Origin of the sequence: Wolbachia endosymbiont (group B) of Chesias legatella, assembly GCF_964026945.1 — a bacterium.
Lineage (GTDB): Bacteria > Pseudomonadota > Alphaproteobacteria > Rickettsiales > Anaplasmataceae > Wolbachia.
In genome coordinates this window covers 180,477-195,437 of sequence record NZ_OZ034711.1, presented here as the reverse complement: position 1 = coordinate 195,437, position 14,961 = coordinate 180,477, and the positions used below count along the sequence as shown (strand labels likewise).

Below are 14,961 nucleotides of genomic sequence, written 5' to 3'. Positions count from 1 at the left end.
ATTAACTATTTTAAAGATTCACATACTCTCTTTAACCATTCCTTATCTTTTATGCCATTTTCTATATTTTTATAAACAAATTGGTGATAGCTATTTATCCATTTAACTTCATCTTCAGTAAGCATTTGTATATCTATTAGCTTTTTATCATAAGGAACAGAGGTCAAGTGTTTAAAGCTTAAAAAGACGTTTTCTCGCCTTTCAATATACATCAGATTCTCAATTCTTATTCCATACTTTCCTGGAATATAATAACCAGGCTCGTTAGAAAGTATCATGCCTGGAATGAGTTCCACTTTATTTCCCCTTGATATTGCTTGCGGTCCTTCGTGTACCGAAAGGTAACTTCCTACTCCATGTCCTGTACCGTGCATGTAATCCATTCCAAATTTCCATAAATGTATACGCGCTAATATGTCCAACTCTCCACCAGTGGTGCCAGAAGGAAAGACCGCACTTGCTATCGAAATGTGAGCTTTTAGTACTATTGTGTAGTGAGCTCGTTGCTCATTGGTTGGACTACCAATTGCTATAGTTCTTGTAATATCGGTTGTACCATCAAGGTACTGACCACCAGAATCGATCAAATATATTCCATCTTTTTTAATAGCTTTATTTGTCTTATTGCTTGCACGGTAATGAATGATTGCTCCATTCTCGTTGAATGCTGAAATTGTTGGAAAACTCGGTTGCTTAAACAAATTCTGCTCTTTTCTGTATTCTAAAACTTTTTCTTCAGCTTCAAGCTCAGTAATTTCACTGTCAATATTGTTTTCAAGCCAATATAGAAAATTTGTAACTGCTACTCCATCTTTGATGTGCGCACTTATAGCTCCAGTTATTTCAGTTTGATTTTTTACTGCTTTGTGAATCAAACAAGGATCCTCCTTCTCAATTATCTGCTTATTTTCTATTAGACCTCTTTCATTACTTATTGTCATCCCAGTGCTTGACACTGGGATCCATGCTTTTTTATTTCTGGTCAAGCACTGGAATGACACCGAAGCTGATTTTTCATTTAAATAATGGTTATACAAGGGATCTATTGCATTCATAATGCTCATTGGAGTCGTGCTTGGATCTATCACCACCAAATTTAACTTATGTAGTGAATTTTCTAGCTCACTAATATCAAAAACATTTATATGGTTATCAAAATTTGCTTCTATAGTTGAATGTTCTTTATCTTGAATAAATAAATCAACATTGGCATTTTTATACAATATAGCACGACCCAATATACAAGGAGTATATTCAGCACTTTCATTTCTTAAATTTAATAACCACGAAATTGAATTTGGATCAGTCAGAAGCACTGCTTCAGCCTCTATGTTTTTAGCTACTCTTTCACATTTATCCTTACCACTCTCACCAGATACATGTGAGACTATTGTTTGTGCTTTATGACTACTATCTTTTTTAATTAAGTATGGTACTAGTTTACAAATGCCTTCATATTTTCTTATGTCCTTCATAGTAAAATATTGCGGATAGTAACCCAGTGAGGTAGTCAATGTTAAGTTTGCTTTTACCCATTTGTGTGGATCCTCTTCTTGTATATTATATACTCGAAAACTGCCCTGATCGAGCTGACTGCGAGCTTGTGTGATATAGCGTCCATCTGTAAAAAATGGGCACTTATTACTCTTTGTAACGATAAGTAGCCCATTTGTTCCCGTGAAGCCACATAACTCTGCTAACTCTTTTGAATATTCATTTAAATACTCGTCTTTAGTATGCAACATAAATGCATCAACATTTATTTCGTGCATAAAAGAGCGAAATTCTTCGATTTTTGACATGTTACGCAGAATTAGCAGCTATTTTCGTTTTCTTATTCCTAAGGTACACTAATATGCTAACTATTGCTGCTGGAGTGATGCCCTGTATTTGCTTTGCAATGCCAATTGTTGCTGGTTTTATTGATTGCAACTTCTCTATCACTTCAGTTGACAAGCCTTTAATCTGTGAGTAGTTGAAATTAGTTGGAATTTGAGTATTAACTTCCTCTTGTAGAAACTTCATATCGGCTTCTTGTCTTACTAAATAAGGCTTGTATTTTGCTTCAATTGCAACTGCTTCATATATTTCATTCTTGGCTATGCTATCAGTTATAGTGTTATTCCAGCACATGACGCTGGAATCTACATTTTTTTCAGTGTCAACTGCATCCATTCTATCATCATTCAAGTACTGGATCCCAGTGTCAGCTACTTGGATGACAGGAAGAGGTGCTTTGGTGTTATGCAAGTAGCTGACACTGGAATCCATGTTTAACTCTGGCCATATTTCTCGTAATTTATTCCAGTCAATATTTGGATAACCGAGCAAATCTAATGCTGTTTTTCTTATTCCATCATAAGATATTTTAATGCCATAGGACCTGAGCTGCTCAGGAGTAATTGTTAGGCTCTCTAATTTCTCCTCAAGTTGCTTAATGGATTTAAGTTTACCCTGCAAAACAGAGTATCTCTCATGCGACACAAGAGAGATGTCATAACCTTTTTGTGTCAATCTTCTATCTGCATTATCTGACCTGATTGCCAGTCTATATTCTGCACGCGAGGTGAATAATCTGTAAGGCTCAGCAATTCCCTTAGTGACCAAGTCGTCTATCATTACACCGATATATGAGTCTGTACGATGAAGAACAAAACTTTTTTGAGATAAAGAGAGTGCTGCATTGATTCCGGCAATAATTCCCTGCCCGGCCGCTTCTTCATATCCAGTGGTACCATTAATTTGACCAGCAAAATATAGTCCTTTAACTTTCTTAGTTTCGAGAGTATGAAATAGCTCTCGTGGATCGATATAATCGTATTCAACTGCATATCCAGGTCTTAATATTTCTGCATTTTCAAGCCCTTTTATACTCTTTATCATTTCATACTGCACTTCGATGGGCAATGAATTTGAAATTCCATTTGGATATATAGTGTTATCATCAATCCCTTCTGGTTCTAGAAATATTTGGTGATTATTTTTTTCTGCAAATTTTTTAACTTTAGTTTCAATTGATGGGCAGTATCTTGGTGCAATAACGTTATCTAAATATGAAGAAGCTGATCTGTGAAGATTCTCTCGAATTACTTTGTGTGTATGTTCATTAGTATGAGTAATAAAACATGAAACCTGAGGCTGGTTAATTTTCTCTGTAAGATAAGAAAATGGTGTAGGTGGATTGTCACCCACTTGTTCTTGTAATACCGACCAGTTTATAGTGCCACGATCAAGCCTCGGTGGAGTTCCGGTACGTAATCTGCCCAGTTTAAAATCATACTTCTTTAGCGTGTTTGCAAGCTCTATTGCAGGTTTATCTCCCATTCTTCCAGAAGGAGTTGTTTGCTCTCCGATATGAATCACACCACGCAAAAAAGTTCCTGTAGTTAAAACAACTTTATTTGTCAGTATACGTTCACCCGAGCTTGTTATTACAGCTTTTATATAAGATTCTCCATTGCTATCACTTTCGATAAGAAAATCGTCAACTGACTCTTCTTTTACTGTCAAGTTGTTATAATTTAGAATAATTTCCTGTATTGCTTTTTTATATAATTTTCGTTCTGCCTGTGCACGTGGTCCCCATACTGCTGCACCTCTGCTGCTATTTAAAATGACTGAGTGTATGCTTGCTCGGTCGATAGCTCTTCCCATTATTCCATCAAGAGCATCAACTTCCCTCACCACAACACCCTTTGCAACTCCTCCAATTGCTGGATTACAGGACATCTCTCCTATAGTTGAAATTTTATGAGTTATAAGTAGCGTGTTTGCACCAAGACGAGCTGAAGCTGCGGCTGCTTCACACCCGGCATGACCGCCACCTACTACCACTACATCGTACTTATGCATCTTCTTGAGTAATTCCTACTCTATAATATTCCAACTATCAGTGATTGATGTCAAATTTTACAGATTACAACATTGCACACTAACTTAGCTCAAACTGCCGTCTCTCTCGCAGAAAAAACTTTTTCAACTTTGGGAAAGATGATACTTTTATTAACTTCTTCTTCCGGAAAGGTAATACATTCATCTACTTCTTCTTCCTGAGATATTTTGACATATGTAGAATCTGTAATAGAAATTGCACTTACTGCAGATGTAATTGCTGTTTTATCTACACAATGCATTATAGCTACAGTTGTAAAAAGCCCTAAAATCGGTGCTATTAGACCTATTATTGTACCTATAAATGTAAATCCTATTATTGGATTAGGAAAAATAGAAGCTGCACCTGCAGTAAGTGTAATTCCAATTATAGCACTTGCAGATATAGTAATACTCAAAAGAATTGCTGCTTTTTCATGCTTTTCCCCAACAGGATCTCTTTTGCAAAACTTATATAGCAAACATCCTACGTGAAAAACCGCAATCAATGCTGGAGCTATACAACCAGCAATTCCACCTATGGCTAAAGGTGATGAAGTGTCAAAACTTAACCACCAAGATAATACTCCTAGTGCTGACACTATACTATAAGCTAACAAACAAATATACATACAATCCCTCTCACTAATATTTTTACTCTAAATCGCAAACTTCCCCTCCGCCATCTAAATACTAGAGCAACAAGGAATGCTAACGGCCGTGCAAAAATATCTAATGTTTATATTTATGTAAAGTGGAAATTTTTAGTGGGGCGAGCGACCAGGATTGAACTGGCGACATTCAGTACCACAAACTGACGCTCTACCAACTGAGCTACGCCCGCCAAGGTATAAAATTTCTAACACACAAGCATAAATAGTCAATTAATTATTTAAGCTACCTACTTTTGCATAGAGTTTTAAGTTTAGCGAATAAACATTTTCATTTATGCTTTTAGCATTATAGTTAATCGTATTGAAATCGTGATATGTTTAAAAGTATTTTCACATTTAGTTTTTTTACAGCTATTTCAAGAATTTTAGGGCTAATAAGAGATGTATTGATTGCTACGGTTATTGGTGCAACTTCTCTTGCAGATATATTCTTTTCCTCGTTTCGCTTTGCTAATTTATTTCGATCGTTTTTTGCAGAGGGAGCATTTACTACCTCATTCATACCATTATACTCTGCAGAGTCATATAATAATAAAAAGGCATTTAATTTCGCAAGTAGTGTAATATCCATTACGTTTATTATTCTAGTAATTTTTTGCCTTATCACACAAACCTTCTTCCCTTACATGATCAAAATCTTCACTCCTGGATTTGACCAAAATAAATTTACCTTTACTGTAACTTTGTCGAAAATTATGATGCCCTACATAATCTTCGTGTCAATCGCATCACTTATTGGTGGAATGTTGCAAGTAAAACAGCATTTTGCTTCAACAGCTATTTCACCAATCATTTTGAACCTCTGTTTAATCATCAGTTTGTTTTTACCTTACATTGAAACACCGGCTCATAACCTTTCTATAGCCGTCCTGATTGGAGGTATTTTGCAGCTACTTTTAATAATATTTAGTGCATACAAATTAAAGGCTTTCTTTTCTTTTAGTTTAGAATTAAGTAACGAAGTAAAATTATTTTTTAAACGTGTGATACCTGCAATTATCAACAATTGTGTAATACAAATAAGTGTATGGATTGACACAATCATGGCGAGTTTTATACCAAATGCAGTTTCTTATATATATTATGCCGATAGACTAAATCAACTACCGCAAGGAGTAATTGGCACTGCAATTGGTACAGTACTTCTTCCTCTGATTTCAAAACGAATAAATGATACTGAGAATATAGTCAAAATACAGAACAAGGCCCTTAATATAGGGTTAATATTAATTATGCCAATAACTGCTGCTTTTATCATTATTCCTGACATAATCTTACTTACGCTTTTTTCTTACGGCCGATTTGATTATTATGCAGTGCAGCAAACTGTTCCTACATTAGTAGCATTTTCTCTTTCTTTACCCGCATTTATTATAAATAAAGTATTGCTACCCACATTCTTTGCTAGGGGAAAGCTAAAAATACCAACTATGTTCTCATTAACGTGCCTTGGAATTAATGTAATACTAAATCTCATATTAATGAACAAATACCAACATATAGGAATTGCTATTGCTACTTCCATTTCCACTTGGATAAATTCTATTTTATTGATTAATTATTTAACAATAAATAAGATGTATAAGATTAGCCAAGCATTATTACTAAATATTGTAAAAATTCTCACTGCAACATTGGTTATGTCAATAGTTCTTTATCTCTCTAATTACTTATCAGCAGGGTTGTTTTTCGATAGAGGGCTAGCTCGTATTGTTTATTTAGTAACTTTAATAGCTTTGAGTGTTATTATTTATTCTAGCACTCTTTACCTAATTTTGAGAGGAAATTTGAATAATTTGAAATATGTATAATATGTCATTTCAGCTACTATTCCAATATCCACTCCTTTCATCCCATAACCTATTCCTGTCATCCCAGTGCTTGACACTGGGATCCAGAAATTTTGTCGATTATATAATCTGGAAAACCTTATTTAAGTCACACTGGATCACAGTGTCACACACACAACTGTATGAGTGTTGTGGTTTGAGAGCAATTTCCACTGGGAACCCAGTGCTCATCAGACCAGCTTCTCATGTAAAAATGCTGTGTTTTAAAATAAGAATAGCTACTTTTTTGCTAATTAACTTAATGTCTAATCAAATTTCCTGGACCCCAGACTGGGATGACAAGAAGAGAAGGGATGCTGGAATGAGAGGTCTATTATGAAACTTTCTTTATACTCCATATTATCAATCTCGTTGCTATTAATTCTCATGCACGTTGCTGCAACTTTTAAGGATTGGAGTGGCTACAGAGAATATATCGTAAAAGAGTTAGAGAAGACGTATGATGCTAAAGTACATGTTGGAGGAAAAATTGAAGTTTCGCTCATTACTCCAAAACTTACTATTTACAATGTATATGTACAATATAACAAAAACAAGGAACAAAAATTATCAGATTTAATTAGTGCAAAAAAAATTGAAATAAGGCCATCGTTGTTTTCATTTTCATTGCAACCAAAGTCAATCTCATTTTTGGGCATGAAAAGCAACAAAGAAAATTTACTTAATATTATAAATACGAAAGCCAATGATAATATAGTTGATATATTAATAAAGGACAGCCAAATAAGTTTTAACGCCGATACTATTAACATCAAGGAAGTTGCTATAAAAAAAAATAAGCAGTTTTTTGGTGAAGTACAGATTGGTGACAACAATTACGATTTTTCTGGAAAGGTTAATGTCACAAAAAATAATGTATACATTAGTGTTGATTCAAATTTTGCAAATTTGCTATTTAAAGGTAATAGAAATCAACAGGGTAATTTAACACTGACAATCAATAACAGTTCCGGTTCTGTGAGCAATTTAGCAAAAATCATTAATCTTAGCTTCCTTTCTTATGTGATTCCCAGCGAAAATATTGAGATATCATCCAATATCAATCTCAATGAAAGCGAGTTTACGGCAACTGATTTAAAAATTGAGTCCAAAAGCATGCAAGGCACTGGTATAATACAAAATGATAGAAAAAGTGATCATACTAATATCAATATTAGTTTTAGTAAAGTTGACCTAAAAAACGGCTCACACAAAACAACAGATATGAAGGGTCTTTTAGAATCTTTTAGAGAGGTTGTGCCAAAGAACCTGAGCTTGGATTTTAATATGGAAGCTTCAAATATTCAATATCAAAACAGGATATTGGACAAATTTCATGCTACGCTAAAATTTGCTAATGGCGAAATAAACGTTGATACTCTTCTTCAATTTCCTGGAACCAATAATATATCTCGCTTATCAGGAAGAGTTTCAAACAATGGCAACTTGTCTGAATTTAATGGTGATATATTGATAAAGGGTGAGTCGTTCATCTCACATATTTTACCTTCTATCAAGATGCAAGAAAGAGAGAAAAGTCAATTTACAGCAAGTTCTAAACTATATTTAGCACCTAGAATATTATCTCTTTCAGATATCAGATTGCTAAATAACAAAGAATCTTGGCAAGGATCAATTAAGGTAAATCACACAAAAAAACACAATATGATCGATAGTAAATTTAGCATACATAACATTAATATAGATAAATATGATTATTCATTATTCAGCAAAGTGCAATGGCTGAAAAATCTTAAATATGATGTAAATATAAGAACTAGTGTTAAAGATTCTATATTCAATGGTACAAAAATTGAAGATTTGGATTTTTCATTAAAAATACAAGAGAACAAGCTAGTTGCAGATAAAATAAAGTTATTCGGAGAAAATTTCGACATTACCGGTAGTGTAAAAATATTAGTGGATCAAAAATACACTAAGCCTTTATTAGACGTAAACCTTACAGGTAATAAATTTAATGGAAATATCTTTAAATTACCAAAACTATTAGAGGTAAAAAGAAACTCAAGAAATGAAATAAATCAAATTCAATGGTCAACAAAGCAGCTTAATTTTTTAGATGAGAAAGGAGATTTTGATGCAAACGTGGAAATCAAAACTACAGAATTTAAAATTGGGCAAAACGTCTTAAAAGATTTTAACTTGGATACAGTGATAAGAAACAACACTATCACTATCAAACAGATAAGTTACATACTAGAACATGGACAAATGTTTTTTCAGGGTTATCTAAAAGCAGGCTCAATTCACACAAAATTTTCTATTGCAAATTTGGACACCAAGGAAGTTATAGGAGTTAATAACATAAATGGCAAGATAAGCTTAAGTGGTGAAATCAAAACTCAAGGGACAAGCTTTGATGATTGGGCTAGTAACTTATCAGGAAATGTAAACTTTCAAGCACAGAAAATAGAGTTTACAAATGTGGATTTTAATTCATTCATCACTAAGTTGTTAAGCAGTAAGAATAAACCTGAAATTTCCAAGCTTGCTTACGTTGATATATATAATGGCAGTACGCTTTTTGAAAATATTAATGGAAAAGTAAGTATTAACAGTGGTGTATGTTCAACTAGTTCACAGTTTAGTACCGATCAAGCATCAGGTTCTATCTCTTCTAATTTAATCTTATCTAATTTCTCCTTAACTTCTATATTCAGACTCTTTTTCATACTACCAAATCACAATAGTCCTCTTTATATCGAGGCACACTTAGATGGCCCTATTTGGTGCCCTAAGATGAGTTTTGATGTAGACCAAATTTACAACACCTTAGTTAGCAAGAAAAATAGTTAACTCATTTAGATGTAGGATTTAAGGGACCATCTATCTTTAAGTTAGACCTTAGTAAAAGATGTTCTACTCTCACCAATGATAAAACTGATTGATTGTTTGTACATTCTCAATGCTTGCGTCGCTGCAGCTTGTGCTTGGACTCTCTGTCTCTCCAAGCAATAAACGTGTTATCTCCCTGTAGCCTTCACAAACAGACAAATGCAAAGGAGTAAAACCAGAATTGTCCACTGCATTAACATTTGCTCCGTTTTTAAGCAATAATTTCATTTCCTCTAAGCGGTTTCCGCAAGCAGCATAATGTAAGGGAGTAGCGCCATTATAATCTACTGCATTAACACTCGCTCCGTTTTTAAGCAATAATTTCATTTCCTCTAAGCGGTTTCCGCAAGCAGCATAATGTAAGGGAGTAGCACCCTTATGATCTGCTGCATTAACATTCGCTTTGCATGTCGATAACAATTCTATATGAGGAAGAGTAAATCGAGAATTACTTACTGAATTTCCTTGTTCTTGATACATAAAATACCCCCAGTTTATTACAGCTTAGTATAAATATCTACACTATATAAATATCAATTCAACTTATCACCACCGGGTAACGGTGGCAAGCCAAAAGCTTCTCTTTTTTCATTGAGCGTCATGAAGCTTGCGTTTTGCACGTATTTCCACATCTTTTGTCTTTTCTCCATTAGAATTTCTATCGCGTCTTTATCATATGACAAACATAAATCTTTGCCAAACTTGGGCACTAGCCAAGAATTTAAGTGACAAATAATATTTTCTAGCGTTGGTAAAATCGTCTGTTCCCAAAGGGAAAGACGTGCTTCGATCAAATTGCTATAAGTATTATCACCTGGTATGCCAAGCAACTGAGGCGGAACGCCAAAAGCTAGCGCAATATCACGAGCTGAGCTATGTTTTGACTCAATAAAATCCATATCCCTCGGTGATAAGCTCATTTCCTTCCACTCTAGGCCCCCTTCAAGCAATATAGGTCTTCCAGCATTGACAGGACCTGAGTAATGATCATTTATCTGTGCTTTTAAGCGTTGGTACTGCTCTTGACTTAAATTTCCACCACTTCCATCCTTTTCTGATTTTACAACTATTGCACCACTTGGTCTTGCTCCATTTTGCAGCATTGCCTGATTCCAAGCACCAGCCTGATTATGCTGATCTATACTATATGCAGCTGCCTCAATTGGTGAAAGTCCATACCAATCATTCAAAGGGTTAAAGGTTTTAAGATGCAGTACTGTTGAACGCCCAGTCAATTTATCAACTTTAAAGTCATAATTGTTGTTATTTACGGTATAACGATAGGCATAAGGAACGTTACTTCTCCCTGGAATAATTTCAACTCTATCAGGGCGCAGAAGATAAAGCTCTGTTGGTTTGTTCTGCGGCTCAATCATCAATATATAAGAATTGCCGTTAACTAATCGATAAGTCACAATCCCCTCAATAAATTCCGATTTTGATGTCATTGGATTAGGAGAATAAAGTAACTTCAGTAATGGATGCGCTTTTAGTTGTGATTTTCCCTGGTCAGTAATCTGACAGAGAGTAAAAGGTACCGCAGATGCAGCACTTGCGATCATATTAATTGCTCGAAAGGCAATGACATTTTTTATGTAGCCTTCCTCAGCAAAACTTGCATAATCGCGCCTACTCCAACTTGGTTCCATCATTAGTTGCAAAGCAGAGTATTCACTGCTTTTCTTTCTTTGAAAAATGTTAAAATTCATATGTGCCTCCTGAAAATTTTGTTAAAAATTTGAAATTGTAGTTGAATTATATCAATTAGTGTTACAAGAATGATGTCATCCGAGTAGCTGACAATGGGATCCAAGAATTTAATTGTAGATAGCGCACTTAACTGGTGAGCATAGCTGTTTTATACCAGAACGAACACCTTTGACTAGATTGTATGAAAAGCTGGATACCAGTGTCAGCTACTCGGATGACAAACATGGACTACTTCAACTACACCATCGTTAAAGAAACCAGAAAAGCTGTTATCAAAGCTGAAGCTCTTCTTGAAATCCCTCAACTTTTGGATTGTTAAGACTTCTACTTACAATACTATTTTGTAACAAATCTCTTTGTACATATGAAGCAATGGGCTTAACAATAAGTGCAGCAACTAACGCAACTGCAACTGCGGAGATAATCAATGCCATACTTAGATTTGCAATAATAAAACCATTACAAGCAACAATCGCCAGCCCAGCAATTGGGAGTGATGCTTTGTTTACAAACTTCACTGACTGTACCTTACTTGCAAAAATTTCAGGATTTTTTCCATTAATTAAAAAACCATGCTCTGCTGCACATTTTCCTGGTTTCTTTCCTTCAATTTTTTTACCATTGTCCACTGCCCAGATTATAGGGTGCTTATCATCAAGTTTTTTATCTGTTTCTACTGCCCAGATTATAGGGTGCTTATCATCAAGTTTTTTATCTGTTTCTATTGCCCAAATCAGCGGATTTTTGCACTGAGACATAAAAAACTCTCTTGATAAGTCGATAATATCTTTAAAATCGCTGCCAATTGCTGATGTAACATGTAGCACTTCTGAATACTCTCTCATAGTCTGAATTTGACTCTTTAACCTCTGCTTAAAGTAACTACCTAAACTATTACCCTTATCAGATACAAACCCCTTAGACTCAGCTGAGTAACTAAACACTTCTTTACAAAAAACAGCCGGCATGTTACTAGAAATATATCTAAGAGTAAACTTCATTTTAGGGTTTAGAAGTTGATTTAAACTACTAGCTTTTTTATCTATTAACCTATCAATCAGTTCCTCGTTTTCAGATATAGTCCTAACATATGCGCTTAACTCAAGTGCCAATTTTTTATAATCCACTTTAATTCCATACAAGGCTTCAAGGTTACGCAAGAGGATTTGACTACAATGGTTAACACAATAGTAAAGTGACCTACCATGATCAATTTTTGCCCAGAGTTTTTCTTTTACTTTTTCACCCTTTGCATTTTCATATTCCTTTTCTATTACACCAAAATTTTCTGGTTGTATAGTATCAGCTTCCCCGAGTAATATTTGTGCAGCTAATATTTTCTCAAAACCTTTTGCATCTTGGTAATTTTTGCCTTTTTCCTGAAGATCCATTAATGTTGTAAATTTGTCCAAAAACTTTGATCTCAAATGAAGTTGCCCTTGATTTTTCTCTTGCTCAATGCGCTCTTTAAATTGATCATTACCATTAGCAAATCTTTCCTTTGGCAAATCGTTATTTGTTACCAATTCAACAATTGGAGCTCTGTCATATAAAAACAGCTTATATAAATCACCAGCAACATATTCCCTGATAAAATCAGCAATATTTAAGTCGTCATAACATATATTGCTTTCTACGTTCTGCCATGATGAATGAATCATATTATCTATCACAAAATCTAACAAATAAGAATCTTGCAATTCTGCAGCTTTTCTTGATCCTTTATAATTTGCAGCTTTTCTTGATCCTTTATAAAAGGATTTTTTGAATTGTTCTAGTTTAGACTGTTTTTCCTCTTCTGTCAGAGTATGGTTTAGAACAGACTTAATCATGAAAGCTGCCTTGTCACCTTCATTGTCGCTATACTCGTGCTCTGCTTGAAACCCTGAGCTGTAGCCCGCTTCTTTCTCTCTTACTTTCTTGAACTCGCTTATAGGCTGCAGTGTTCTATCGCGTAAATGTTTTTCAAGAAGCTGAGTTTTTTGTTCAAACTCCGGATCTGTAATATGTAATTTGCCTATATTTATATCTGGCATAACTTTCTCCTATAAAAAAACTAAAAAAATTTTAATCCAAATGTTAAATATCTATTAATAATGGTGTATTTAGTAATAAATGTCAAGTCTTTCATTATCACCAGACAGTGGCAAGTTTTTCGTTATACGACTTTGCATGGAAGGCTTAACAACAACCTAAACTTACTTGAAAGCTAAGCTAATTATTGAGTAATATAAAACTGAATGAAAGAAATTAAATATGACAAAATGGCTAACCTCTAACCAATTTACTGATTATAACCATTCTGTGAAATTCATGGAAGCAAAAATTCAACAAATTTACAATAATTTATCTGATGAGTTAGTATGGCTACTCCAGCACCCTCCACTTTATACTGCAGGAATCGGTGCAACAGATGATGACATTATTGAAAAATTATTTCCTATATATAAAACAGGTAGGGGTGGTAAATATACATATCACGGACCAGGGCAGCGCATTATATACTTAATGCTAAACCTTAAAAAAAGAAACAAATGCGACATAAAGCTCTACATTAGAGACCTAAGTAATTGGATCATAAATGTTTTAAAACACTTTAATATACTTGGGGAATTTAAGGAAGATAGAATAGGCATTTGGGTGAACAACAACGGAGTAGAAGAAAAAATAGCAGCTTTTGGCATTCGCTTGAGAAAATGGGTAACTTATCATGGCATAGCACTTAATGTCTCTCCAAACCTTTCCCACTATAAGGGTATTATTCCTTGTGGACTAAAAGATTACGGCGTTACATCAATGGAAAAACTAGGAGTAAAAGTTTCTCTTTGCGAATTAGATGATATATTAAAGCAAGAGTTTCATAAGATATTTTAATGTATTCCTTTATTCTTTATTTTCTATGCCTTTTACTCACTAATCCTGCACACACACTCAATCAAGTTGATATTATTGCTCCTTCTTCGAAAGGAAAAGAATCAGATCTGCCTACTATAAGAGAATACGTAAAAACTTTGGGTTTTAATCCTCACATTTCGGAGAAAATATACAGTAATGACAACCCATTTTATTCTAACTCTGATGAGTTTAGAGCGAATGATTTGGTTAATGCGCTCACTGATGATAGCAAAATAATTTGGTGTATCAGAGGAGGAGAAGGGGCTTCTCGGCTAATTCCTTACCTAGAAAAGCTGCCCAATGATAAAAAAGAAAGAATTGCTCAAAACAAAAAAATTCTTATAGGCTATAGTGATATCACTGCTTTACATATTTATCTGCAAGTTAAATATGATTGGCAAACTCTTCACGGCACCATGTTGGAAATGATAGTAAATAACTCTGTTGCTGAAAGCTCTGTTGAAAAATTAAAAGAGTTAATTCTTAAGCAACGCAACTCTATCAGATTTGATAACCTAAAAATGATCGACAATGGCATTAGACTAAAAAATGGCAAATTAGAGTCTAAAATCATCGGTGGTAATATGACTTTGGTTGAAAATAGCATAGGAACTGCTTGGCAAATAAACGCAAAAAACAAAATTCTATTTTTAGAAGACATAAAAGTTTATCCATATTCAATTGAGCGAAGTTTAGATCACCTAAAACAAGCTCATATTTTTGATGGAGTAGATGCAGTAATATTCGGTGACTTTGTTAACTGTTATAATGATAATCTTGTTGAAATTGTAAAAGAAAGGTTTGCAAAAAGTGTCAACTTTCCAGTATTTACAATGAAAGAAGTAGGCCATGGACATATAAATGACCCTTTACCTTTCAACACTCACACTACCATTAGCGTTCAAGATGAGAAGGAGTTTATGGATGTGCAACAGTTATACAAGTAGCTTTATCTAACACTCCTTTCATTCCAGCACCTTCGTTGTCATCCTAGTATCCCCCTTGTCATCCCAGTGCCTAGACACTGGAATCCAGATCAAGTACGGCTATTATCCAAATAACCCTTCGTTGTTATTCAAGCAGCCCCTTCGTTGTCATCCCAGTACTGGGATCCAGGAACCTGCGTC

At 34.5% G+C, this 14,961-nt stretch carries 10 protein-coding genes and 1 tRNA gene; 4 read left to right on the top strand and 7 right to left on the bottom strand.

Annotation, left to right across the window (positions count from 1 at the left end; genetic code table 11):
* Nucleotides 1–5: 5 nt before the first annotated feature.
* From AAGD65_RS00970 to AAGD65_RS00955, 4 genes are all read right to left on the bottom strand, one after another.
* Complete coding sequence (locus tag AAGD65_RS00970) at nt 6–1,802, bottom strand: aminopeptidase P family protein (protein ID WP_264682945.1); 1,797 nt, start codon at nt 1,800–1,802, stop codon at nt 6–8.
* Nucleotide 1,803: 1 nt separating this feature from the next.
* On the bottom strand, nt 1,804–3,852 hold the full coding sequence (gene mnmG / locus AAGD65_RS00965; protein WP_264682944.1) for a tRNA uridine-5-carboxymethylaminomethyl(34) synthesis enzyme MnmG: 2,049 nt from the start codon (nt 3,850–3,852) through the stop codon (nt 1,804–1,806).
* A gap of 89 nt (nt 3,853–3,941) precedes the next feature.
* A complete protein-coding gene (locus tag AAGD65_RS00960; protein WP_264682943.1) occupies nt 3,942–4,502 on the bottom strand; it encodes a hypothetical protein in 561 nt (186 codons plus the stop codon).
* 136 nt (nt 4,503–4,638) lie between these two features.
* Nucleotides 4,639–4,714 (bottom strand) — tRNA-His (locus AAGD65_RS00955).
* Between the two features lie 144 nt (nt 4,715–4,858).
* Here AAGD65_RS00955 and murJ point away from each other — a divergent pair.
* Complete coding sequence (gene murJ, locus AAGD65_RS00950) at nt 4,859–6,355, top strand: murein biosynthesis integral membrane protein MurJ (protein WP_264682942.1); 1,497 nt, start codon at nt 4,859–4,861, stop codon at nt 6,353–6,355.
* Between the two features lie 354 nt (nt 6,356–6,709).
* Nucleotides 6,710–9,190 carry an AsmA-like C-terminal region-containing protein gene (locus AAGD65_RS00945; RefSeq protein ID WP_264682941.1) on the top strand — a complete coding sequence of 827 codons (2,481 nt, stop codon included), beginning with the start codon at nt 6,710–6,712 and terminating at the stop codon, nt 9,188–9,190.
* A gap of 69 nt (nt 9,191–9,259) precedes the next feature.
* Here AAGD65_RS00945 and AAGD65_RS00940 read toward each other — a convergent pair whose 3' ends face one another.
* From AAGD65_RS00940 to AAGD65_RS00930, 3 genes are all read right to left on the bottom strand, one after another.
* Nucleotides 9,260–9,709 (bottom strand): ankyrin repeat domain-containing protein, encoded by a 450-nt coding sequence (locus AAGD65_RS00940; protein WP_264682940.1) that lies wholly within the window; start codon nt 9,707–9,709, stop codon nt 9,260–9,262.
* 53 nt (nt 9,710–9,762) lie between these two features.
* Nucleotides 9,763–10,938, bottom strand: a complete 1,176-nt coding sequence (locus tag AAGD65_RS00935) for a phage portal protein (protein ID WP_264682939.1) — start codon at nt 10,936–10,938, stop codon at nt 9,763–9,765.
* A gap of 273 nt (nt 10,939–11,211) precedes the next feature.
* Nucleotides 11,212–12,975 carry a hypothetical protein gene (locus AAGD65_RS00930; protein ID WP_264682938.1) on the bottom strand — a complete coding sequence of 588 codons (1,764 nt, stop codon included), beginning with the start codon at nt 12,973–12,975 and terminating at the stop codon, nt 11,212–11,214.
* Between the two features lie 220 nt (nt 12,976–13,195).
* Here AAGD65_RS00930 and lipB point away from each other — a divergent pair, with 220 nt between their 5' ends.
* Both lipB and AAGD65_RS00920 read left to right on the top strand, forming a co-directional pair.
* Complete coding sequence (lipB, locus tag AAGD65_RS00925; protein ID WP_264682937.1) at nt 13,196–13,813, top strand: lipoyl(octanoyl) transferase LipB; 618 nt, start codon at nt 13,196–13,198, stop codon at nt 13,811–13,813.
* Nucleotides 13,813–14,781, top strand: a complete 969-nt coding sequence (locus AAGD65_RS00920) for an LD-carboxypeptidase (protein ID WP_264682936.1) — start codon at nt 13,813–13,815, stop codon at nt 14,779–14,781. Before lipB ends, AAGD65_RS00920 begins: the two co-directional genes overlap by 1 nt.
* Nucleotides 14,782–14,961 lie beyond the last annotated feature (180 nt).